Source organism: Anaerohalosphaeraceae bacterium (assembly GCA_035378985.1).
Classification (GTDB): Bacteria; Planctomycetota; Phycisphaerae; order Sedimentisphaerales; family Anaerohalosphaeraceae; genus JAHDQI01.
In genome coordinates this window covers 112,271-135,340 of record DAOSUR010000006.1, presented here as the reverse complement: position 1 = coordinate 135,340, position 23,070 = coordinate 112,271, and the positions used below count along the sequence as shown (strand labels likewise).

Annotated in this window: 15 protein-coding genes; 9 read left to right on the top strand and 6 right to left on the bottom strand. The window is 55.4% G+C overall.

All coding sequences use genetic code 11. From position 1 onward, the window contains the following. Positions 1-2 precede the first annotated feature (2 nt). From PKY88_06395 to PKY88_06380, 4 genes are all read right to left on the bottom strand, one after another. A complete protein-coding gene (locus PKY88_06395; protein ID HOQ04825.1) occupies positions 3-1,457 on the bottom strand; it encodes a glycoside hydrolase family 16 protein in 1,455 nt (484 codons plus the stop codon). A 67-nt stretch (positions 1,458-1,524) separates the two neighbouring features. Continuing rightward, positions 1,525-4,695 (bottom strand): hypothetical protein, encoded by a 3,171-nt coding sequence (locus PKY88_06390; GenBank protein HOQ04824.1) that lies wholly within the window; start codon positions 4,693-4,695, stop codon positions 1,525-1,527. 20 nt (positions 4,696-4,715) lie between these two features. Next, complete coding sequence (locus PKY88_06385) at positions 4,716-5,747, bottom strand: LacI family DNA-binding transcriptional regulator (GenBank protein HOQ04823.1); 1,032 nt, start codon at positions 5,745-5,747, stop codon at positions 4,716-4,718. A 135-nt stretch (positions 5,748-5,882) separates the two neighbouring features. Then, entirely contained in the window at positions 5,883-7,847 is a 1,965-nt protein-coding gene (locus tag PKY88_06380; GenBank protein ID HOQ04822.1) for a beta-galactosidase, read from the bottom strand. A gap of 171 nt (positions 7,848-8,018) precedes the next feature. Here PKY88_06380 and PKY88_06375 point away from each other — a divergent pair, with 171 nt between their 5' ends. Then, entirely contained in the window at positions 8,019-9,458 is a 1,440-nt protein-coding gene (locus PKY88_06375) for an MFS transporter (GenBank protein ID HOQ04821.1), read from the top strand. A 41-nt stretch (positions 9,459-9,499) separates the two neighbouring features. Here the strand turns inward: PKY88_06375 and PKY88_06370 are convergent, their stop codons facing one another. Continuing rightward, a complete protein-coding gene (locus PKY88_06370) occupies positions 9,500-10,315 on the bottom strand; it encodes a prepilin-type N-terminal cleavage/methylation domain-containing protein (GenBank protein ID HOQ04820.1) in 816 nt (271 codons plus the stop codon). 77 nt (positions 10,316-10,392) lie between these two features. Continuing rightward, entirely contained in the window at positions 10,393-11,799 is a 1,407-nt protein-coding gene (locus tag PKY88_06365; protein HOQ04819.1) for a hypothetical protein, read from the bottom strand. 560 nt (positions 11,800-12,359) lie between these two features. Between PKY88_06365 and PKY88_06360 the strand changes: the two genes are divergently transcribed. The 8 genes from PKY88_06360 (at position 12,360) to PKY88_06325 (ending at position 23,044) form a co-directional block, all read left to right on the top strand. After that, positions 12,360-13,004 (top strand): PEP-CTERM sorting domain-containing protein, encoded by a 645-nt coding sequence (locus tag PKY88_06360; GenBank protein ID HOQ04818.1) that lies wholly within the window; start codon positions 12,360-12,362, stop codon positions 13,002-13,004. A 444-nt stretch (positions 13,005-13,448) separates the two neighbouring features. Further along, positions 13,449-13,994 (top strand): sigma-70 family RNA polymerase sigma factor, encoded by a 546-nt coding sequence (locus PKY88_06355; protein HOQ04817.1) that lies wholly within the window; start codon positions 13,449-13,451, stop codon positions 13,992-13,994. Next, entirely contained in the window at positions 13,991-15,682 is a 1,692-nt protein-coding gene (locus PKY88_06350; GenBank protein HOQ04816.1) for a FecR domain-containing protein, read from the top strand. Before PKY88_06355 ends, PKY88_06350 begins: the two co-directional genes overlap by 4 nt. 25 nt (positions 15,683-15,707) lie before the next feature. Next, positions 15,708-16,547, top strand: a complete 840-nt coding sequence (locus tag PKY88_06345) for a type II secretion system protein (protein HOQ04815.1) — start codon at positions 15,708-15,710, stop codon at positions 16,545-16,547. Between the two features lie 30 nt (positions 16,548-16,577). Then, complete coding sequence (locus PKY88_06340; protein ID HOQ04814.1) at positions 16,578-18,122, top strand: sulfatase-like hydrolase/transferase; 1,545 nt, start codon at positions 16,578-16,580, stop codon at positions 18,120-18,122. A 105-nt stretch (positions 18,123-18,227) separates the two neighbouring features. Further along, positions 18,228-20,429 carry an immunoglobulin domain-containing protein gene (locus PKY88_06335; protein ID HOQ04813.1) on the top strand — a complete coding sequence of 734 codons (2,202 nt, stop codon included), beginning with the start codon at positions 18,228-18,230 and terminating at the stop codon, positions 20,427-20,429. A gap of 101 nt (positions 20,430-20,530) precedes the next feature. Beyond that, positions 20,531-21,727, top strand: coding sequence for a hypothetical protein (locus tag PKY88_06330; protein HOQ04812.1), 1,197 nt, complete (start codon positions 20,531-20,533; stop codon positions 21,725-21,727). A gap of 33 nt (positions 21,728-21,760) precedes the next feature. Next, positions 21,761-23,044: a hypothetical protein gene (locus PKY88_06325; protein HOQ04811.1), complete on the top strand. Its 1,284-nt coding sequence runs from the start codon at positions 21,761-21,763 to the stop codon at positions 23,042-23,044. Positions 23,045-23,070: the final 26 nt, after the last annotated feature.

Genomic DNA, 23,070 nt, shown 5'->3' with positions numbered 1-23,070 from the left:
GCTCAGTTGATTTTTTCGTAAACCCGGATGTAGTCGATGTACATCAGCTGGGGGAATGGCGTGGTGCTGTCCGGGTATCCGGGCCAGTTGCCGCCGACGGCGATGTTGACAATGAAGAAGAACGGCTGATTGAAGGGGGCCGGATAAGGGTCGCTGGACCACCAGTTGGAGGTGGTGTAGTAATTGATGCTGTCGTAGTACCAGCGGATTTGATTGGTGTCCCATTCGATTGCATAGATGTGGAAATCCTGCGTGGGGCTTTGGGCGGGACTGTAGGAGCCGCCGTTGGAGTCGTGAATGTAAGGATTGCTGCTGCCGTAATGGAGGGTTCCGTAGATTCTGGAGAGGAAATTAACGGCCTCCATAATGTCGATTTCGCCGCATCCGGGCCAGCCGATGGTGGAGATAGTGTTTCCGAGCATCCAGAAGGCGGGCCAGATTCCTTTTCCGCCGGCGGGCAGCTTGATGCGGGCTTCCATTCTGCCTTTGCAGAAGGACCGTTTGTTTTGGGTTTTGAGCCGGGCGGAGGTGTACTCTTTTCCGAGGTGATTTTTGCGGGCGGCGATAACCAGACAGCCGTTTTCGATATAAGAATTGTCGGGGTGGTCGGTGTAGTACTGCAGTTCGTTGTTGCCCCAGCCGCCGGCGCCGATTTCCCAGGTCCAGTTGGCGGTGTCGATGGAGGGACCTTCGAATTCATCCGACCAGACAAACCGATAGCCGGGGTATTGGGGCGGTGTATCCAGCCAGCGGGAGCAGAAGACGTCGAGGTCTTCGAGGGTGAGCTGGTTTTGACTGCTGAGGTTGTAAGAAGCCGATTCATTGAGCCAGGCGGAGGCGAGCGGGGCGAAATCGAGCAGGTTGATGATTTGGTCGAGGTTGTAATCGGGGTCATTGATGACCTGGCCGTCTTCGATAGACAGGTTGTCCCAGTAGGCCTTGCCGGTAGAGGGAGAGCCGGTGGAGACGGTATAGCAGAGGATTCTGGCCAAGTTGGCTGAAGCGGGGACGGTGAGGGTCTGAGCGAATGTGTACCAGACGCCTGCGGTGTGAGAGGGCATCAGCGTGCCGACAACGGTTTCGGAGATTTTGGTGCCGGAGGGGGCGGGGCCGTTCCAGAACTCGATTTTTATCAGGGCCCGTTTGTTTACGAGGACTTCGGTGGTGTGGTAAATCATCTCACCGGAAACCTGGAGCTGCATGCCGGCAGTCACGGGAACGGACTGAGACAGGCCGGTGTCGTTGTCCCAAATTGCGATGCCGTAATTGTCTTTGCGGTAGCCGACATCGGAATGATGCCAGCCGTTGGTGCCCCAGCCCTGCCAATTGTCGGGGTATCCGTTGGCGAAGTGGCCTTTGACGAGTCCGGATTCAAAATTGCCGTTGACCAGCAGGTTTTGCCCATAGAGAAAAGAGGCGAAAGTCAAAAACCAGATGATTGAGGCGGTTCGCAGCATTGGATACCCCCGAGTCAGTTATCAGTCATCAGTTATCAGTCATCAGTTATCAGTTGTCCGGAATTTGTCAGCCCAGATGGATGTCGAGGCGTTCGATTTTTCTGTTTCGGATTTTTTCTGCCGCCTCTTCCGTCAGGTACGGATTCGTGATTGTTATTTGTTCATCCAGAATATATTGAACCGGCCGAACGGAGGACGGTCCGTAGGTGTTTTTTCGAGCCGGGTTATGATAGACCAGCAAAATATCCCCGAGCAGGGCACAGGCGAAGGCGTTTTCCGGAATGAGGAACGAGCGGTCTTTCCATCGAATTGTATGGGGCTGTTTGGTGAACCACTCGCCGGGCAGGGCTGGTGCGGGGTCAAAAATGAGCCGGCCGGCATCCAGGCGGAAGGGACGGGCACCGACGGTCAGCAGGAGCCAGATGTGGATGAATTCGGCGGTGCTGCCGGACAGGCGGGCGACAAAGCCGCGTCCGCGGGCCTCCGGGTCCGGACAGACGGAGGAAGCGATAAAAGAGCTGTTTTCGAGGATGCTGCGTCCGTACACCTGGGGCTTCATAAAGGGAACGAGCATGGTTTGGGCATCCTCGAAGAAGTCCTCATGGAGGCCGTGCTTGAGCAGCTCGAGCAGGTATTTGTAGGTCATGTGAAGCCAGACGGATTCGTTTTCGAACCAGCCGCGTGTGAAGGTCCGGGCCCGACCGATTTCCGGCGAGCAGGATTCCAGCGATTCGTTGAGTTTGTACATCTTCAGCTGCGGGTCGAGCAGGGGACTTTGCCGGACGGCGGCGGCGATGCGGCGGGCGGTTTGGGTATCGCAGATGCGCAGCCAATGGACCTGCCCTTCGAGGAAGAGCGGCAGCGGATGGGCTTCAAATGAGCGGATGTCTTCAAGGCGGTTCGCCGAGGGCGGCTGCGGGGTATGGAAATAGTACGTATGCAAAAGGCCGTTTTGCGGATTGATGGACTCCTGAACGGCTTTTTCGCAGCGGGCCAGGATGCCCTGCAGCAGTTTTTTAAGTACGGCTCCTTTAACGAGCCGGGTTTTGTCGGAGCTGTTTTGATAGATTTTCCGGCGGTAGGACTCCCGAATGTCGGCGGCTCGATGCCAGGAATAATCCGAACGGACATCGGCCAGGACGGCTTCGAGCAGGTCGGCAACGGCCTCGGGGAAGCGTGTATCCGGAATCGTCGGCAGGATGCGCAGGAGCCAGCGGGTCAGGCGGCAGATTTCCGCCGTTTCGCAGGTGGAGGAGCCGAACAGACCGGGCAGACCGTTGAGAGCATCGTTCCAGCCGGGCCGGCCCGCCTCCATTTCAACGCCGCGGCCTTCGAAGTCGAGCGAGACGATTTTCAGGGCCAGCAGGGCGCAGAGTTTTCCGAAGAGCGTTACCGGCGGCAGGGGAACCGGCGGACAGGGGGCATCCTGTACCGCGTGAAGCTGCCGGAGCCCTTTTTTCCGCAGGAGATACTTCTGCCGGCGGTCCACAACCTGGGCCGGTTCACAGAACCATTCGATATCAGCCGGCTCCGTCAGAACGGTTTGGATGCGTTCCGGGTAGAGGGCCTCATAGGATTCAAGCAGGTCGGTAATGTAGGTCCAGTGGTCTATCCAATAGCCGCCTTCGTGGCCGCTGGCCTCCAGATGAACGTCGCAGCGGGAGAGAATCTGTTCAAGCCAGGAGTGCCGGTCGGGAAGATTCGGGGCGTACAGGTTGGCCCAGGCCAGGAGTTCTCCGGGCAGGAAGGGCCGTTTCAGAATGGAGACAAAGGCGTCTTGTGCGGCAGAATCCTCTGAAGGGCAGATGTGCACGGGATTGTCGCTTTGCGGCCAGAGCCACCGGTATCCTTTCACAGAGAGAGGATTGTAGCCGTCCGGCTGGAGCAGAGAGGCAAACATTCGGATTTCCGCATCCGCCGTTTGGGGATAGAACCAGAGATTGTTTCGGCGGTTCTGGCAGATGTCGCGGTAGTTTCCTTCTCCGCTGGAAAGAGGACAGGCGGGCAGGTCGAAGAAGTTGTAGTCTCGTTCGGCGTCGCCGTGTCTTCGGGAATACAGATGCAGCAGGACAGGCCCCCGGCGGGAAGGCAGCGAATACGGAATGCCCCCTCGGAGGATATTATCGAGGAAGTTCTGACGGGCATAGCCGTCCAATCGCGGGTCACCGGAAAGCGTGAAAGCGGGCGCTGTGAGCGTTTCGATGGTTTTACGGCTCTGTCGGGAGGCGGATTCAAAATCAGATAATTTCTGGAAATTGGACAGGAATGTCTTCAAAAGCGATTCGTTCGGGGCCATTCCGGCGATCGACACCAAGACAAGAGATTCCTGCGGACCCAGAGCGGTCTGAACCGGAGTCAGAGCGCAGGGGAGTTTGTTTTCGCCGACCTGACGGGAGCGGTCGGGCAGCCCCTGCGGGGTAAAGTGCCGCGGCAGGAGGAGGTCCTGATCGGTGCCGAAAATGACGTCGGGGTCGTAGTAGGGTTCAACGGGCAGCAGATAATCGCCCTCGCTGAGCCAGGAGGCGTAAAAGTTTCCGCTTTGCACCTCCTCGACTTCGGCCTCATCGTGAACCCGAACGCGTGCGGCATAAAACGGAATGCGGCCGTCGATGAGCCGAACGGAGGCATAGGCCTCGTAGATACGGCGCATGGTTTTGATGCCCAGTTCTGTAAAGCCCGCCGGCAGCAGCTGCGCCAGGCCGTCCAGGAGGAAGAGCTTTCTGGTTTTGACCGTCAGATTCGTGACGGTCAGAAGACGAATGAGCGAGCCGAGCGGCCGGCTGACGGGGGAAAAATAGACGACTTCAAACCGCAGGCCGAATGGCTCGTTGTCTTCGCGGATTTTGATGCGGTCCATTTCGATCCAAAGGGTGCGCCGGACACTGTCAGTGGGGCGGCTGCGAAGGCCGAAGGGTTCCAAAAAGACCTCATCAGCGAAGCAGAAGGTGCGAAAGCCCTGGATGGGGGTCATCTGGTACGCCCAGTTGGCGGGCAGAAATTCGAGGATGGCGTGGTTTTTGTTGGCGACGCCGAAAGAGGAGACGGCCTGACCGCGGTTGACATACAGGCACCAGAGGGGCACGCCGTCCGGTCCGCCGATTCCGGGGAGGAATCCTGCAAAGGCCGGCCGGCTGTCGTACTGGTCGATGCGGAAGACTCCGCCGGGCTCAAGATGATAACCGGTCGGCAGTTCGGTTTTTGTTTGGAGGACTTTCGGGTTGGCGATTTTTGTTTTCATGGATTCGATCCGTGTTGGGCTCAATTCGAAGGAGGCGGTGCGGTTGTGCTTCGAACGCAGAGCGTTTCGTCGAGGACCACCCGTTTGGGTTTTTGCTTTTCGGGCTGCGTGATTTGTTCAAGGAGCAGTTGGGCGGCGAGGGTTCCCATTTGAGCGGAACCGAGGTCAATAAAGGTCAGCCCCGGGCTCATAATCCTGTTGGCGTAATGGTCGCAGAAGCACATCACGCTGAGCCGTTCGGGGACAGGGATTTCGAGGGAGTGAGCAGCCTGCAGAAGGTTGAGAGCTTCCATATGTCCATAAGCCAGGATGGCGGTCGCTTTTCTTTCGAACACCAAATCCCGGAGCAGTTTTTCAGTATCGTCGAGCACATCGTGGGGGCTGATTATGGGTTCAAGGCCGTTTTTCTTCATCTGGGCAATATAGGTTTCCTGCCGGTCTGCAATGCTCGAATGGCCGACCATCATATATTTTCGGGGCGGGGGCGTATAGGCGATTTTGCGATGGCCCAGTTCTGTCAAATGTTTGAGGGCCAGGCGAGTTCCCTGGACATCATCGGGGACGACGGAGGTTCCGCCGGTCGGGGCGGGGCCGTTAATGACGACATAGGGGATGCCCAATTGAAGGATTTCGTCCATGGTCGGTTCGGTGCAGCGGGCGAGGATGACGGCTCCATCGATTTTCCATGCGGGCATTTCGCTTTCATCCGGTCCGTGTTTGGACATATCGACGGTGACGTCAAATCCCTGCCCCTGGGAATCGATGACTTCAGTGATATGGTTGACGACGGTCTGATAGATGTTTCCGAGCTGGCTGAGGGCGTGATTGCCGCCGATGATGTGAATCATCTTGGTGGACCGCATCGTCAGACTCTTGGCGATGAGGTTGGGGCGGTAGTTCAGCTTGCGGGCGATTTCGAGGACGCGCTGACGCACTTCCTCTTTGACCGAGAAGCCGTTTCCGAGCCGGTTGTTTAGGATGCGGCTGACGGTGGATTTGCTGACGCCCGCCTGGGCGGCTACGTCACTCAAGCTTGGAGCCGTCGATTTCATCGTTGAAAGGTCCTTCTTGTTTTCCTGTTCAAAAACACAATTAGAAACCGTTTGCTTATGCAAGTATTATATCTTTTCAGATGTCCGATGTCAACGATTCTTTTTGAAGGAAAAGCCGCGGCGCGGCGCGGAGAGTTATCGGACGAGTTTGAGGGCATAAAGTTTGACCGTGTGGCTTCCCTGACTGCCGGGGAAGTACAGGCCAATGCCTTTGAGGGCGAACAGGTCCACACGGCCGGCCCCTTTCTGATTGCCCCAGGCGGTTCTGGGTTCCAGTTCCGTCAGGTTCAGCCGGTAGATTTTTCGGGTTCCGCTGCCGTGAGTGAGTGGGAAAATGAAACTTTCGGCATCGTCGCCGGCGCAGGTGTCATAGGAGGCAGCGTCAGGGCGATCGACTCCCGCCTCGTCGATAAAGCATTGAAAAGCAAGGGCTTGCGGGATTTCAGTATCGAGTTCGACAGCACTGTAGCCGTCCAAATCAGAGGCAAAATCGGGTCCTTGAGTCCTTTTGGCTTCTTTGGGGCCGAACAGGAGCAGGCCGCAGCCCCAGTCGCGTCCGGTTTGCAGCAGGATTTGGACGCCTTGATTTTGAGCAAGGATCTCGAGCTGGATGGAGGCGTCCGGTGCCTGGAAAAGTTCGGGCTTTTTGAGCGGTTCGGCGTGGAGCAGGTTAATGAAGGGCGGGCGTTCGGGACGCTGGGCGATTTCGAGGCGCACTTTTTTGGGTTTGGGAAATTCGGTCGGAGCTGTTTTTGGAGACTTGGCGTGGATTTCTGCGATTCGTGTATTGGTTTGCTTCATTGCGGCCAGCAATTCTGTGTATCGGCGATGGTAAATATCTACAATGCCGTAATTGGAGTTTTCGCCGTCAAACCGGCCCTGGGGAGACTGGTCGGCAAATTCGAACCAATGAGCCCCAATCACGATAGGGTAAGACAAAAGGTCTTCGACATATTTTTGATAGTTTTCAGCACGCTGGGCCTGTGTTTTCACGACGGCGCCGGCACCGCCGGTATTGGGGTTGCCGCTGGTGTTTTCTTCGGCACGCCAGGAATATTCCGTGATAAGCAGAGGTTTCTGTCCGCCCCAAATCCAGTAGCGGGCAATCATATCCGGATCAGCGGCAGGGGCAGCGCGATAATCATTGAAAGAGATAACATCGCAATACCGTCCGCAGGTCTCGACGGCCGGCTGAGGAGCATAAGCGGCAAAACGGGTGCCTAAAATGAGCACACCGGGCATCATTTGGCGAACGATTTGGGTGGAGATGCGAAAGAAAGCGTCGGCGGCATAACCGATGAAGGCCTGTCGGTCCTGATGGGCCGCCGGACTCAGGCAGGAGCGGGCATAGTCGGCGGTCAGGTTGTCCCAGGAGTCGAGCGGCTTGCCCCAGGCCTTGGCGAGATTGTCTGCAGAACTGTATCGCTGCCGGAGAAATTTGACGGCGGCCTGATGCGCGGCATCTTCTTTGGGAAGGGCAAGGGCAGCCTCCAAAAGCGTTGAATTGGGGATTTCGCCCCAGGGAGCATGACCGTACCAGGGCATTTCGTTATCCAGAAAGACCCCGAGCAGATTGTTTCTGTGAGGGTATCGGTCGAGGACGGTTTGGATGTTTTGGAGGACGCGTTTCTCAAAGTCCGGACGAAGAGCGTCCAGACAGCGGTCGGAGCCGTGAGCGGCTACATATAGGCAGATGGTGCCCGGGATGGGGCCGTCGTACAGGCGTCCGTCGGACCAGGCGCCGATGGTGGTAAACCCATGGTCCCGGAGCAGCTGCAGAACCTCCTGCTTCCAGGCGTTAAAATCCCCTTTAAAAAGGGTCGGGACGGGGTTGTAATACTGGGTGTTCGGGCGTGGACGGAAGGGCTCAGCGTTGATGTTGTTGATGCCGAGAGAAAGGAATCGTCGGCCTGCGGAATCGACGAACCAGTATTTTCCGTTTTCATCTTTCTGAACGGAGTAAGGGCCTGTCAGAGCCGCGGGATTGACCGATGAGGATTGAGCCGATCCGCGGACAGGGAAAAACGGCAAAGAAAAACAGACCAGGTACAATACAGCCGTTCGGGACGGTCTTTGGCGGATTGAGAAGGATGAGGCCATGGACATTTCTCCTGAGAAGATGTTTTTGGCAAATTCGATAAAAACCGTTTGCTATTTTAAAATATTTTGTTTTTTCGTCAAGAGAAATCTTGACAGAAACCGCCGGGTTTTTTTATGCTGACGTTCGGAGAGTTCAGGAGCGGCGGCCCTGTTGAAACGGAAAGGAGACAGATGATTTTCGGTTCTTCCTCAAAAACGGCCCCTGAAGACCGGATTGGGCTGGTGCAGAAGTCGGCATATGCGGTGGGGATGTTTGTCAACAACCTTCAGGCGGCGGCCCTGCCGGCAATGGCGGTGATTCTGAATCTGGGGCTGAAGGTGGACCCGGTGCTGGTGGGCTTGCTGGCCGCTGTCCCGCGTGCGTTTGATGCGCTGACGGACCCTGTGATGGGGTACATCTCGGACAATACGCGGTCGCGGTGGGGACGGCGGCGTCCTTACATTTTCTGGGGGGCGATTGCATCGGGGGTGATTTTTGCTCTGATGTGGCAGCTGCCGGCCGGGCACAGCCAGGCATTTTATTTCTGGGTTTTTCTGACAGCTTCACTGGCGTTTTTCGGGGCCTACACGGTCTATGCGACGCCGTTTGTAGCGTTCGGCTATGAGATGACGCCGGATTATCACGAACGCACCCGCCTGCATACCTTCGCCAATACGGTCGGACAGGCCGCCTGGCTGATTGCACCGTGGTTTTATGCGCTGATGGCCGATGAGAAGCTCTTTACGGATAAAGTGCAGGGGGCCCGGGTTTTAGCGGTCTTTATCGGGGCGGCGGTGGCGGTGCTGGGGGTGGTGCCGGCGATTTTCTGTCGGGAGCGGTTCGCCCAGATGCCGGCGGCGGCGCAGGTGCCGGGCGGCGTGTGGAAAAACCTGCTGGATTTTTTCAAGACATTCGGGCAGACCTTTCGATGCCGGCCGTTTGTGAAACTTTGTGCTGCGACATTTTTGGTATTCAACGGCTATCAGCTGGGTGTGTCGTTTTCTCTGTATGTGATGATTTATTATGTGTACCGCGGAAGCGACCAGCTGGGCGGTCATCTTCAGGGCTTATACGGCACGCTGATGTCGGCGGTCACCTTGGTGATTGTGATTCCGCTGACCGGCTGGGTGGCGACACGAATCGGCAAGCGTCCGACCTTTTTCTGCACCATTGGGCTGTCGCTGGTGGGGTACGCCCTGAAGTGGGTCGGGTATAATCCGAATCATCCGAATTGGCTGCTCTATGCGGCTCCGCTGGCGGCGTTCGGGACGGGGTCGCTGTTTACCCTGATGGGCTCGATGATTTCGGATGTGTGCGATTATGATGAACTGCAAAGCGGACAGCGTCGGGAAGGGATGTTCGGGGCGATTTACTGGTGGATGGTGAAGGTGGGGATGTCGGCGGCCGGTTTGCTGGCCGGGATTCTGCTGCGGCTGTCCGGCTTTGATGTGAATCTCGGCCCTGCTCAGCCGGAAGCAGCGCTGTTCTGGCTGCGGGTGTTTGATGTGGGGATTCCGCTGGCGACCTCGGCGCTGGCAATCGCGGTGATTTACACGTATGAGATTGACGAAACGAAAGCCAACGAAATCCGACAGATTTTGGAAAAGCGAAGGGGCAAACGGCCGGCATAAACAGCAATGGCTCAAAACTGACCGCCGCTCAGCAGAGTGCTTTAGGGACGGTTTTGGGGGATGCAGAACCAAATCTGATTGTTTCGCCCGTCATCAGGAGTATCGGTGTTGTTCTGGTAGAAGAAGAGAGATTCCTTTTTAAGAAATTCGACGTGCCCGTCAAAAAAGGAGAGGTTGGCTCCTTCCTTGTGTCGGTAATAAACGGGATGCCACATATTGCGGGCGCGGTATTTGACGATGTCCTGCCCGTACTGATTCCAATAGGTTTTATAATCGGCGCCGGCTTTGCGGACCCAGATGTCGCCGCTGTCGGCAAACATAATCGCTTCGGCGGGTGTACGGAGCATTCCGGCTCGGAAGCGGCAGGACCAGGTGCTCACGGGAATGTTGCCGCTCCAGGAGACCGGACTGCGGGAGTCGGGGCCCCAGTCAGTCAGGTTGCAGCCGTAGCTGACGAAATTGGCATACGTCACGCCGGCCTGATTCCAGTAGGCCTCGTTGGATTGCCTGTCAGAGGGACAGAGGTACTCCGGCGGGAGAACATAACTGCTGCCGACATAGGCGCTTTGAAGTCCGACCAGTTCACGAAAGAGGGTATTGGAGTTCCAGGTTGGTTCGCCGCGGGCAGTCATCGTAGTGTCAATTACCGGCACGTACCAGTTGTCGCAGCGGGAGGCATAAAGTTCATTGGCTAACGCGAGGGTTTTCAGGTGCGTTCGGCAGACGACGGCGCGGGCGGATTCTTTGGCTTTTCGCAGGGCGGGGACGATGACGGCCAGCAGAAGAGAGATAATGGCGATGACAACCAGCAGTTCAATCAGCGTAAAGGCGGCGGATTTCTGAGTTTTGAGGCACATAGTCCTTCCAAATGAAAGAGAAGGCCGGTTTTTTTCCGGCCTTCTCTAAATTATGCTCTTCGGCGGCGTTTCATAAGTTAGGGTGTGCAGCCGAGTTTGCTGCTCATGCAGTCCAGCCAGCTCCTTGCGAGGATGGCTAAGTCTTCGAGGTCGATTTCACAGTTGCCGTTGATGTCTCCGTGTCCGTTCGGATACCGGGTCTGGATGTCCGACGGGTCCTGATAAGCCGCTTCACAGGCGCCTGCATACACTCCTACGTTCACTACGTCTGAGGCCGAGCCGACCTGGTCCTGGGCCGTAAGAACAAAGAAGAACCAGCCGGTGTTGTCAATCGTTACCTGAGTGGTCAGACTGTTGGGATTGTGAATGACAACCTGCGTCGCCGGGTCCGTCTGGGTCAGGACCGGATCGAGGGCCCAGGTTGCCGTTACAGGGCTCTTGCCGTCATCCACATAGGATCCGGAGAGGGTGAAGGTCACTTTGCCGTCAGTGGGAGTGCCGTCGTTCATCGTCAGCCAGACGTATTGATCGGCGCCGGCGTTGGCGCTGACCGGCGGAGCATCGAAGGTCTGGAAGTACCAGGTAAAGCCCTTGATGGTGCCCAGTGTGGGGTCGTTGACATGAACCGCCCAGTAATAATATTTGTCCTGCTGAACCGTGTAGCCGGCATTCAACAAATTGATGCTCGAAGCCGTAATATCATCGGCCACTTTTACCACACCGGGGTCCACCAGGACCGGCCCCATATTCGGTTCTCGGCTGAGCAGCACATTGCTTTCCAGAACATACACATCCGCCGTAAGGGTATCGCCCGGACGATTGGGGTCCGGATACGTCCAGCTGAGAATCGGATTGGCCGGATTGAGGCCTCGGCCGACATAGGGAACCGGCTTGAGTGCCGGTGTGCCGCCCGGAATCGCAAAGAAGACATTGTCAAAGCCGTATCGTGCAACTCCTTTTCCGTTGTTGTTGACATTCGTCAGAACCATCTTCAGACTTTGGGCGGCGGCGGGAATTGTGTACTGGGCGGAATACCGCTGCCAGGACGTCGTGACAGGAAACTGAATCGCGTAGTCATTAATCATTGCGCCGTTCCATGCCTCAATTTTCAGGCCGCCCACAGTGTTGTTTCCAACCGGTCCCAAGTCAATCATGTCCGCCCCGAAAACAATGGTCGTTCCGACAGGAATTCCCCAGACATTCAGGTTTTCATTGATGACCTGATACCAGACAGACCAGGTATTATCGTTACTTTGAAGAGTGAGATATCCGCCGGGATTTCCGCCTGTAGCGACATGCCCGGGAGCCCAGGGGCCGCCGCCTCCGGCGGCATTCCAATCTGCGGCATTGATATCAAAGCCGCCGTTGTTTACCAGAAAGAGGGCATGGGCCGGTACCGCTGCGAGAATAAGGAAGAGAGCAGCCAGTACGCCTGCCGAGTGTCTAAAGGAGAACCCTCCGGGAAAGAATGATGTTTTGGTCATAAACAAACCTCCTGATTTTTATGATTTTTGAACCGAACCGATGCCATTTGCCAACCGCTCAGTAAGCTGTTCAGACAAGTGTTTACTATACTTTGTTGTATCGGAAAATTGCAAGAGAAAAAAATGAAAATTATCAAAAATTCTCGAATAGCAATCGCTTGCTATTAAATATGAGACAGGCGGATTTTTCGGGCCTAAACTGCCGCGAAACAGCGGCGGAATGATGTGCAACCCTTTTGGATGAAAGCACTTGTGTGAAATGGATGCCGGGGAGGTTGACCGGTTGCAGCAACACGGGGCGGCAGCAAGAGGCCCTTCGGGGAAGAAATTTTTTGAATTTTTCGCAAAAAAATGGATTGACTTTTGTTTTGCAAAAGCGTAAATTATGCTGTTAGAAACCGATTGCTAAAGCTCTTAGTAAGCTGTAAGACAACACCTTTGAGACTGCCTCATGGAACAAAAGAAGGCGGTGAAGTGTGTGTGAGGAACGGGTCGTTTTGCCTTCGGATGGAAACGGCGGTTCGAAACAAGAGGAACTTTTTTGTGTGGAGGAAATGAGGATGAAAAAAGTATTCGTTTTGGCTGCTCTTTGTTTGATGGGAGCCGCTCAGGCAGACTTGGTGGTCAATGGGGTTGACCCCGGTGCAACCTGGTATGGATGGATGAATGTTTTTGATATGAGCATGAATTATCAATGGGGCAGTGCGTGGGGCACAGCGGACCTTCGGGCCGGTTTTGCAGGGGATACACTGGTTCTTCAGTCGAACACCAACTGCTGGAATCCGTCGGACCCGTATTGGGTTGTGAACGGCGCCCCCAATAAAATGATGGAAGGCAACTTCTATCGGGAATGGTACGGCGGTCTGGCCGGCCAGACGGTCACCTTCACCTATCTGGTGCTGAGCAACAACCTTGCGGCGGAAGGGTACAGCACAAAGGCGTTTATTAAGGTTTTGGATCCGGCCAGCGGCTGGGCAACGATTAATATGGTCTCTGCGAATCTGACCCCCGGTCTGAATACCCTGACCCTGACGGTTAACCCGATTGCTCTGCCGGTCACTCAGGTCGGCTTTGCGGTTCTGGGGCCGGTCAGCGATCCGGCCGGTGCGATTGCCTCCAAGGCTGTTGTGATTTCTACAGTTCCGGAGCCGGCCTCGCTGGCTTTGCTCGGTCTGGGCGGTCTGCTGCTTCGCAGGAAAAACTAAAATCCTATTATCTTACTCCTGATGTGCGTTTCTCAAGGCCTCTTCGATGAAGAGGCCTTTTTTTTATTCAATCTGCCGTTATTTCCTTAAGCGGTACATTTATTTGTTGCGTAAATGGTTGCCCTGACTTCGTCTTTTGTCCTTCGCTTTCACATACCGAAGGCTTTTTTTTCGCTCTGAGACGTCTCCTTTGTTTGGGGTCTGAAAATTATATCAAGTCTTTTGTGGAGAAGCACTTAAGAATCCTTAAGGGTTTGTTTGTCTATTCTGTAAGGCTTTTGGATAAGCATAATAAGGATATTATAGGCATAGTATATATTATATTCAGGTTTGCCGAAGGGGGTTAAAAGAATGAATTTCAGGTGCATTTTTGAGGAAAGAAAACGGTTAATAAGTGGGGGATTGAGGATGTTTCATTGGAGGAACGAGTAAACAAAGAAGATTATGGACAAAAACACCGTAGAAAAATTGGATTCTTCAGAGGCCTTTTTGCGGGTTTTTCTGCCGAATCAGAACCGGATTCTTTCTTTTATTCTCTGTTATATCCCCAACCGGACGGATGCGGAGGATGTTTTCCAAAATACGACTTTTGTACTCTGGAAGAAATTTGACCGGTACCAGCCGGGCAGCGATTTTCTTGCCTGGAGCATTATGATTGCCCGCTTTGAAATCCTGTCTTACTACAAAAAGAAGAAAAGCGAGGGGGGCCTTTATTTCGACGAAGAGATGCAGAAAATTCTCGATGCGGAAATGAAAGCGTTCGACAGCCGATTTGAACAGCGGATGGATGCCCTTCGGGAGTGTCTGAAGAAGTTAATCTCGGAGGAAGTGCGGCTTCTGAAGATGCGGTATGAAGAGAATCTGCCGCTGGCTCGGATTGCGGAGCGGTTGAGCATTACGTCTGCGGCGGTTTTCAAACGGATTTCGAAGATTCACAGCCGACTGATTCAGTGCATTCGGCAGCGGATTGCTTTCGGAGAGGCCGTATGAGGAAGAAGGAGCCGCAGTTTGTCGAACAGCTGACGGGGCTGTTTGTCCTTTCGCTGGAAGGGACGATCAGTCCGGAGCAGTTTGAGGTTCTGACGAATCTGCTGAAGGCGAATAAGGCGGCGCGGGACTATTACTATGATTTCATTGCTTCCTATGTGGGGATGAGCCATCTGGGAATCCTTTCGGAGCGGATTTCGGCGGAGGACAGCTGGCCCAACCCGCAACTATGGAACGAACTGCTGAGCTTTGAGCGGTCTGCTCCGGCCCTGGAGATTCCCTCCTGCCCGCCGCCGATTGAGGAGGCGGAAAAGCCCAGAAACGCTCCGTGTTCTTCAAGAGTGAATAAAGTTTCTCTTGTGTCGCTGCTGGTTTCCGCTGCAGCGCTGATTTTTGTTATTGCGTACGGCTTTTTGACCTCGCTCGGGCGCGGGGTGGAGGTGGCGACCCTGTCGGACAGCATCAACGCGAAATGGGCGGATAGGGCTGGTCCGGTGGAGAAAGGGACACGTCTGGCGACGGGAGATGAGCAGTGGCTGCTGCGGGAAGGATATGCGGAGCTGCAGTTTGACAATCAGGCGAAAGTAGTGCTGGAAGGGCCGGCGGAATTTCAGATTCTGGCATCGGACCGAATCGGTCTGCGGTACGGCAAGGTGTATGTAAGGGCCCCCGGCGAGGCGGCGGGATTTTCCGTTTATACTCCGGATGCAAAAATCATTGATTTAGGGACGGAGTTCGGCGTCCAGGCGGATATCGGGGGTGATACACAGGTGCATGTATTGAAGGGCAAGACGATGCTGCTTGCCGGCCGAAGCGGCCGAGTGAATCTGGAAATCAGTCAGGGACACGCCAAGAAGGTTGCCGGCAAAACCGGCGAGATTTCCGATATTGAATGCCTGTCCGATTATTTTGTCCGCGCTATCAATTCCAAATCGGAATCGATTTGGCGGGGGCAGAATCTTTGCCTGGCGGATATCGTCGGCGGCGGCAGCGGTTTTGGGACGGGTCTTCGCGGCTCCTGCATTAATACCGTAACAGGTCAGTGGAAGGCGGACAGTTATCTGCCGGCGAATTCGACCACGATTCGCCCGGGAACGCATATGGTCAGCGACCATCAGTACCATCCGGTCCGGGGCAATCCGTTTCTTGACGGCGTTTTCATTCCGGACGGGGAGTTCGGGCCGGTTCAAATCACCAGCCGCGGACATTTGTTCCGAGATTTCCCGGATACATCCGGTCTGGGGTGGGGCGGCATTATCTATCCGGACCAGACCCTTTTGACGCGTCCCATTCGACTGAACAAGGTTCAATACGGGCTTCCCGGAAAAGGGGCTTTATTTATGCACGGCAATGCCGGGATTACCTTTGATTTGGAGAAAATCCGCTCCGCCTGCCCGGCGGGGATGATTCGGGAGTTTCGGGCTGTGTACGGGATTGCAGATGAGTATTTAGACGGCGGAGGATGCCCCGCCTATGCGGATTTCTGGGTTCTGGTGGACGGACAGGTCCGGTTTGTTCGAAAAGGCGTTCAGGTGCGTCAGGGCGGGACCATTTCTGTCCCCTTATCAAATCAGGATCGGTTTCTGACTCTGGTGACCACGGACGGCGGCAAAGGCAGTCCGGAATATGACAATCGAACCTCGTTTAACGACTGGTCGGTCTTTGGAGAGCCCTGTCTGGTTTTTGAATAGGTGCAGAAAGGATACGGAAATGAGGATGAACATGCGGCGACGAGTGCGGAGGAAAGAAGCGTTTACTCTGATTGAACTGCTGGTGGTGATTGCCATTATTGCGATGCTGCTGGCGATTCTGGTTCCGTCTTTGAAAAGGGCCAAGCAGCAGGCACAGGGTGTGATTTGCCGCTCAAATCTAAAACAGTGGGGAGCGTTTTGGAACCTGTATCTGACGGATTACAAAAACCGTTTTCCGGATCCGTTTGATGCCAATAATCAGCAGGTGTTGTGGGTTGGACCGCTGAAACCGTATTACCAGGGCGGGGGTGAGGAGATGCGGATGTGCCCGGCGGCCACGAAAGAGGAGTTTCTTGCACCCGGCTGGAGCTATGCCTGGCAGGTGGTGCCTCCCGGTTCTCCCGAGGAGCAGTTCAAAAGCAGCTACGGCGTGAACAACTGGACGTATGATCACAGGGACCGAGACGGAGACGGGCTTTTATGGGGGCGGGAACTGGCTTACCACTGGAAGCGGTCGGATGTCAATCAGGGGACCAGTCAAATTCCGCTGTTTCTGGACTGCTTCCGCTGGGGCGGTCATCCGCGGGACTGGCGGTATGATCAGCCGTTTGATGACCCGGGCAGTCCGCATGGATACACGGCTTTGCCCAACACCTATGAGGAGTTTTTCAACAATTGTCTGACCTCTCATGAGATGAGGCGTTTTTGTCTGGACCGGCATAACGGGAGTGTGAACGTTCTGTTTCTGGATCTGTCGGCCGACCGGGTCGGACTGAAGCGGCTGTGGCAGCTGAAATGGCATAAGGCCTTTGATACACAGGGGTTCCGGGGAACGTGGCCCAGTTGGATTAACAAGTACAAATAAGAGAGTTTGTTTATCAACCGGAGGTGCTGAATGAAGATGGATCGGCGAACGTTTTTGAAAACAGGCCTTGCCGGCTCGGCGAGTCTGGTTTTGGGGGGATGTGCTTCCTCTGCGCTGGGGGATTCGGGCTCGAGCAGACCCAATTTAATTGTCGTCATTGCGGACCAGCTGGGAACCAATCACTGCGGCTATGCGAGGTATTGGAACGGGACGAATTATGCCGGTGCCGAGCATGCGCGGACGCCGAACCTGGACCGGTTCGCCGAGGAGGCAATGAATTTTAAGAATTGTGTATCCAGCATGCCGGTCTGCTCGGCCTTTCGGGCGACGCTGATGACGGGCAAATATACGACCACGACCGGCATGGTTATCAATGAACTGCGGATGAATCCGTATCAGGAGTGTTTCGGCCATGTCCTCACGAGGGCCGGCTACAATACGGCCTATATCGGCAAGTGGCATCTGTACGCCAATAAACTGGGAGACCATCTGAATCCGGAGAATTCATTCGTGCCCCGGGGTATGCATCGGCTTGGATTCAACGGATTTTGGGCGGCTTATAATTTCCATCATAATTATTACGGAAGCTATTATCATACGGAGTCGCAGGAGAAGATTTATTTCCCCTCGGGGGTCTATGAGCCGGACGGACAGACGGATTTGGCGATGGACTGGATTCGCTGCCATGCGAAAAAATCCTCTCGTCCGTTTGCGATGATTCTCTCGTGGGGCACTCCCCATGCTCCGTGGTCGGTTGATAATGTGCCGCCGGAGTACTATGCACACTTTTCGAATACGAGTCTGCCCAATCCGCCCAATTACAAACCGGCCAACGACGAGCCGTATGCGGACAGCTGGGCGGAGCTGAGTGCTGCGGACCGGGCGAATCTGGAAACCTGGCGGCGGATTTATTATGCGATGACGGAAAATCTGGACTGGAATTTCGGCCGCCTGATGCGGTTTTTGTCCGAGGAGGGGCTGGCGGACAATACGATTGTGGTTTTCACCTCCGACCACGGGGAAATGTTCGGCTCGCAGGGTCGTGCGGCGAAGAATACGTTTTATGAAGAAGCGGCCCGAATTCCGTTTTTGATTCGCTGGCCGGGCCGGATTCCCGCCGGAGGGGTTTCGGATGCCTGTATTTCGTCGGCGGATTTTATGCCGACCTTTTTGGGGCTGATGGGGCTGCCGATTCCTTCCCGGGTGGAAGGGATGAATCTGGCGCATCTGGTGCAGGGGCAGAGCGGGCCGGAACCGGAGTTTGCGTTTCTGCAGAATACGGGGGCCTGTGCGAGCTGGGAGAACGGCTACGAATGGCGGGCCGTTCGCGATAAGCAGTATACCTATGCTCAGTACAAGGTCGATGGGAAGGAACTGCTTTTTGACAATATCAATGATCCGTATCAGATGACGAATCTGGCGGACAATTCCTCGTATCAGGACAAAAAGAACGAACTGCGCAGCAAGATGCTGGCGAAGATGGCTTCCATCAGCGATACATTTGAAGTGTCCACCTATTACCGGGACAACTGGACGGACGGAAATCGAGTCATCCTTCGCGGAGCACGGGGATAAGAACAACGGAACAAACGGCGGCCTGGACTCGGAGTACAGGCCGGAAGCTTCGGAGAACATAAGTCGGAAACAAAAGAAAACGGTTGAAATCAGGAGGTATGTACGATGAAAAGTGTGAAGATTCTGATGTGGCTGATGACAGCAGCTGCGGCCGTATGCCGGCTGGGTGCACCTGTATCAGCGGGTGTGCTGGTCCCGGGACTGGAGGACAGTACGGCTCTGGTGACCTATCCGGCTGCCCGGGCGGGTGTGGCCGGCGACCATGCGAAAATCACCACCGCCAAGATTACCTTTGCGGCCCGGTTCAATCCGGATGTGAGTATGATAACGGGCGGGCCGACGATTGTGATTGAGGACGGCGGTACGACCAATGGAACGGGACTGTATCTGGGAGACGGCAATCTGATTTTTGCGGCCAAAAGCAATAACCAGCTGGGGCTGCCGACCAGTATGAATGATACGGACTTTTCCGACAATGCTCTGGCTATTACCATCGGTCCGGTGAAGTTCGGTGCCGAAAATGTCGTCTATGCTTCGTTTGATGCCGCCGCGGGCAAACTGGTCACCAGCATCAACGGACTGCAGCGGGTTTATACGATTACGGGCTCCAATGCCTCTAAGAACCTGGACGGAAACACATCTGTGAGTTTCTTGGGTTCCGGGGCGATTGTTCCCGGTCATATGGGCGGTCTTTGCGAGACGGGTGCGACCCAGTTTCCTCTGCTGTTTTGGAACAACGCCCGGAATATGGTTCAGAAAGCCGGCTACAGCAACCAGCTCGGTCAGGTGTTTTCGAATGTCGAGACCCTTGAGCTGCGGGCATACAATCCTGTGCCGGCCACCGGTGCGACGAATGTCAATCCGCTGACCGTTACGCAGCTGCAGTTTACTCCGGCCAGAGACCCGAACAACATGAGCAATCCCAATCCGAAAGTGACCGGTCATTTTGTGACGGTGTATCAGGTTCAGAACGGAGAGCCCAATTTGCTTCTTCCTCCGCTGTATGAAACGTTTGTTCCGGCCGGCAGTGACCCGGTTGCAGTTCCGTTTACCTTTACCTGGGACCAGGTGGTCTGCTGGCGTGTGGAAGAGCAGATTCAGGGCAAGAGCAAGGGAGACCCGGCGAATCTGGTCGGTCCGATTTGGTTCTTTACGGCCACGCCTTCCAAGCCGATTGTGACGGTTTCTCCGGCTCCAGCTGCAGCTTTTCCGGGCGGTCAGGTGTCTTTTACCTGCGAGTTTACTTCCCAGTCCGCTCCGACGGTGACGTGGTACAAGGTCGGCACGCCGGATGTTCCCTTAAGCACGTCGGATCCGGATATTTCGGTCGTGACGGTTCCCACAAACGGCATTACCTATGCTTCGACGCTGACCATCAGCAATATCGAGAAAGCCGATGAAGGCAGCTACTACTGCTCGATTTCCAACAGCGGCGGCGTCGAGGCATCCGCTTCGGCGACGCTGGGGGTCAAGCGGAAAGTGGCTCACTGGACGTTGAACAGCGACAGCAGCAGCTATGTCAATGGTCAGTATCTCGATCTAAGCGGTGAAGGGCATCATGCGACACCGACCCTTGCCCCGGTCTTCTCCAGCAGCACGCCGGGCACCCTCGGCGGACAATCGCTGGATATGACGGCTGTTGGGCAGCCGCAGGCCGGAGGCGATTCCGGGGTCTGGGCGACCGCTCAGAATACAGGGGAAACCACAGTTTCGGCCTGGTTAAACTGGGCCGGTCCGAACGGCGCCTGGCAGGGAATTGTCGCCAACCGGCAGCGGACCGACGGCAGTTTTGTTGCCAATTACTACATTGAAATCCGGCAGGATAACGGACGGCTTCAGATTGGCGGCATCCCGGGTGTAGGCGACCTTCAGATTGATCCGCTGCCGATTGGCCAATGGGTACATCTGGCGATTACGGCCAGGGCTGGCGAGGTGGTTATTTACCTGAACGGACAGGTTGCCAATCGAAGCACCGCCGGTCAGGCGGTTCCGCAAACGCTCTATCCGGTCTATTTCGGTACGCTGGGCCGAGACCTGACGACAGGTGTTCTGCTGTCTCCGTTTAACGGCTACCTCGATGATATCCAGATTTACAACTATGCCCTCAGCTGGGAGGAGGTGGTTGATTTGTACTATCCGGTGATGCAGCAGCGGGTGTGTGTGAATTCGGACAATCTGGACCTTCGTATGGATGTGGCCGGCGGCGGTCAGGCCGGTGACCAGCCGGATTGCCGGGTGGGTTTGGCGGATTTTGCGGTGTTAGCTTCTTCGTGGCTGAATTCCGGGCTGTATCCTGCTGAGGAATAACAGCTGCTCTGTTTCTTGCGTCACAGTGCCGCTGGATGGACCGGTTTTAAGCCGGTCCATCCGGCGGATTTGCAGAAAGTGAAAAATGGATAGGGGGTCAAATGATATTCGGCAAAGAGGCGGGAACTTTCCTGATATGGCTTGCCGCCGTCGGATTGGGTGCCGCTGTGCAGGCGGGTGAAATTGTTCCGGGCCTGGATGACAGTTCGGCCCTGGTTACCTATACAGCGGCCCGGGCGGGTGTAGCCGGCGACCACACCAAGATTACCACGGGACAGATTACCTTGGCGGCCCGGTTTAATCCGGATGTGAGTATGATGACGGGCGGGCCGACCATTGTGATTGAAACCGGCGGCACCACGAACGGGACCGGGTTGTATCTGGGGGACGGAAATCTGATTTTTGCGGCCAAAAGCAATAATCAACTGGGGCTGCCGACCAGCATGAACGATACCGACTTTTCCGACAATGCTCTGGCCATTACGCTGGGGCCGGTCGATTTCGGTGCGGAAAATGTCGTGTATGCTTCGTTTGATGCTGCAGCGGGCAGACTGGTCAGCTGCATCAACGGGACTGTCCGCGTTTATACGATTACCGGCTCAGATGCTTCCAAGAATCTGGACGGCAATACGTCGGTGAGTTTCTTGGGTTCCGGAGAGCTTATTGCCGGTCATATGGGCGGTCTTGTGGAGACCGGGGCTGCGCAGTTTCCTCTGCTGTTCTGGACCAATGCCCGAAATATGACGCTGACGGCTGGTTATGCCAATCAGCGGGGGCAGATTTTTGCGGCCGCGGTCCCTGATGAGATTCTTCCGTATACGGTTCTTATTTCGCAGACAGACGGAACCACGGCTGTGTGGGAAGGCGGGCCTTCGGATACAATCTCCGTTCGTCTCAGCAGCGACCCGGGGCCTTATCCGGTTACGGTTGGGATTGCGGATTCGTCCATGCCCGCTCAGGTTCTGGCAGTTCCTTCCCAGATTGTCTTTGATTCAGGCACCTGGCAGAGTTCCCGAACAATTTCCATTACGGCAGCGGATGATGAGGCCCAAGAACCCAGAGTCCACCCAGCGCTGCTGATGTTTCAGGTGCAGACGGACCCGGCTTCGCCGTATTTCGGACGCCATCCGGACCCGTTGACCGTTTCAATTCACGAAAACGACTGCGGACTGTGGGGGTACGACGCCGTGGATATCAATCAGGACTGCCAGGTGGATTTGGCGGACTTGTCTGTTTTGGTTCAGCAATGGCTGGGGTGCAGTTTTCCGGAAGGAAATTGTACCGACTATCGACCGTAAAACATTTGAACGGCTGAATTGACGGAGAACGAAATGAGATTGTGGAAAGCAGTGCTGCTGCTTTGTCTGGGCGGGGCCGTCCGGGCCGATTTGGTGACGGAGAATCTGATTATTCATTTAAAAGCGGATGCCTTGACGGGATTGACGGACGGCGGCGCGGTGACAGTCTGGCCGGACTCAGCGACCGGCGATTCGGTGGACGGCACCGTGCGGACTGTCAGCGGATACGGCAGCCCGACTTACAAAACCGGCCAACTCAACGGCAAGCCGGCGGTTCACTTTGTCCGTGCCGAGCAGGATGTGATGGTTTCGTATCAGTGGATTTTACCGAATCCGTCGGCGGGGCTGACCGTTTTTATCATGTGTACCGGAGGCAGCAGCGGGTCGGTTGAACGGGCGGCCCAAATCGGTGCGGCTTCGGGTACGGCCTCTCGGATGATGGCAGTGGATGTGTCCAGCGGGTCCTCGGGCTGCCGGTTTAATAACGGCTATGCGCTCAGTCCGGCCGGCAGCAATCCTGTCAGTTCCGGTGTGTATCATATCGGCATCCGGCGGATGGCTCAGGGGGGACGGCACGACAGCCTGTATTATGCGGTGAATGACTTGATTGCCGAACCCCTGACGTGCAATAATCCGGCCAATGTGATTACCTTTGATTCGGCGGGCAACCATCTTTCCATCGGCAACGGGGTGGATACGGCCGGGGCGTGGTGGCCCGATTTTTACAATGGGGATTTGGCGGAGATTCTGGTTTACAACGCCCAACTTTCTCTTCAGCAGATTTCCCAGACGGCCGACTATCTCCGCACCAAGTACGGCATACCGTTTCAGGGTGCCTCCATTCTGATTTCAGAAAGCGGCGGGAATACGACGGTTCGGGAAGGCGGCGGGACGGATGCGATTGATGTGTCACTGACGTTCAATCCGGGTGCTTATCCTGTAACGATTCGGGTCGAGGATGTTTTGAATCCGTCACAGGTTCAGGTATTGCCGACCGAAAGGGTGTTTACTTCGTCCGACTGGCAAAGCCCGCAAAGTTTTGCTGTTGCAGCCCTTGATGACGACCAGATGGAGCGGGCCGTTCATGATACCAAAGTAAAACTGACGATTTTGACAGACCCGTCTTCTCCCTATTATGGGATTTCTCTGAATCCCGTCTGGGTAAATATTGAAGACAATGACTGCGGTTCTCTCGGATTCAGTCCGGCCGATTTCAATCTGGACTGTCGGGTGAATTTGGAGGATTTTTCCATTTTTGTTCTCGAATGGCTGGGATGCAGCATTCCCGACCCTACCTGTCAGAACTTTGCCGGCTGAGTTTTTCCGGGAAATACGCGTGTGGG

Coding starts and splice junctions, on each gene's coding strand:
- PKY88_06395 (HOQ04825.1), bottom strand. CDS start 1,457: ATGCTGCGAACCGCCTCAATCATCTGGTTTTTGACTTTCGCCTCTTTT.
- PKY88_06390 (HOQ04824.1), bottom strand. CDS start 4,695: ATGAAAACAAAAATCGCCAACCCGAAAGTCCTCCAAACAAAAACCGAA.
- PKY88_06385 (HOQ04823.1), bottom strand. CDS start 5,747: ATGAAATCGACGGCTCCAAGCTTGAGTGACGTAGCCGCCCAGGCGGGC.
- PKY88_06380 (HOQ04822.1), bottom strand. CDS start 7,847: ATGGCCTCATCCTTCTCAATCCGCCAAAGACCGTCCCGAACGGCTGTA.
- PKY88_06375 (HOQ04821.1), top strand. CDS start 8,019: ATGATTTTCGGTTCTTCCTCAAAAACGGCCCCTGAAGACCGGATTGGG.
- PKY88_06370 (HOQ04820.1), bottom strand. CDS start 10,315: ATGTGCCTCAAAACTCAGAAATCCGCCGCCTTTACGCTGATTGAACTG.
- PKY88_06365 (HOQ04819.1), bottom strand. CDS start 11,799: ATGACCAAAACATCATTCTTTCCCGGAGGGTTCTCCTTTAGACACTCG.
- PKY88_06360 (HOQ04818.1), top strand. CDS start 12,360: ATGAAAAAAGTATTCGTTTTGGCTGCTCTTTGTTTGATGGGAGCCGCT.
- PKY88_06355 (HOQ04817.1), top strand. CDS start 13,449: ATGGACAAAAACACCGTAGAAAAATTGGATTCTTCAGAGGCCTTTTTG.
- PKY88_06350 (HOQ04816.1), top strand. CDS start 13,991: ATGAGGAAGAAGGAGCCGCAGTTTGTCGAACAGCTGACGGGGCTGTTT.
- PKY88_06345 (HOQ04815.1), top strand. CDS start 15,708: ATGAACATGCGGCGACGAGTGCGGAGGAAAGAAGCGTTTACTCTGATT.
- PKY88_06340 (HOQ04814.1), top strand. CDS start 16,578: ATGAAGATGGATCGGCGAACGTTTTTGAAAACAGGCCTTGCCGGCTCG.
- PKY88_06335 (HOQ04813.1), top strand. CDS start 18,228: ATGAAAAGTGTGAAGATTCTGATGTGGCTGATGACAGCAGCTGCGGCC.
- PKY88_06330 (HOQ04812.1), top strand. CDS start 20,531: ATGATATTCGGCAAAGAGGCGGGAACTTTCCTGATATGGCTTGCCGCC.
- PKY88_06325 (HOQ04811.1), top strand. CDS start 21,761: ATGAGATTGTGGAAAGCAGTGCTGCTGCTTTGTCTGGGCGGGGCCGTC.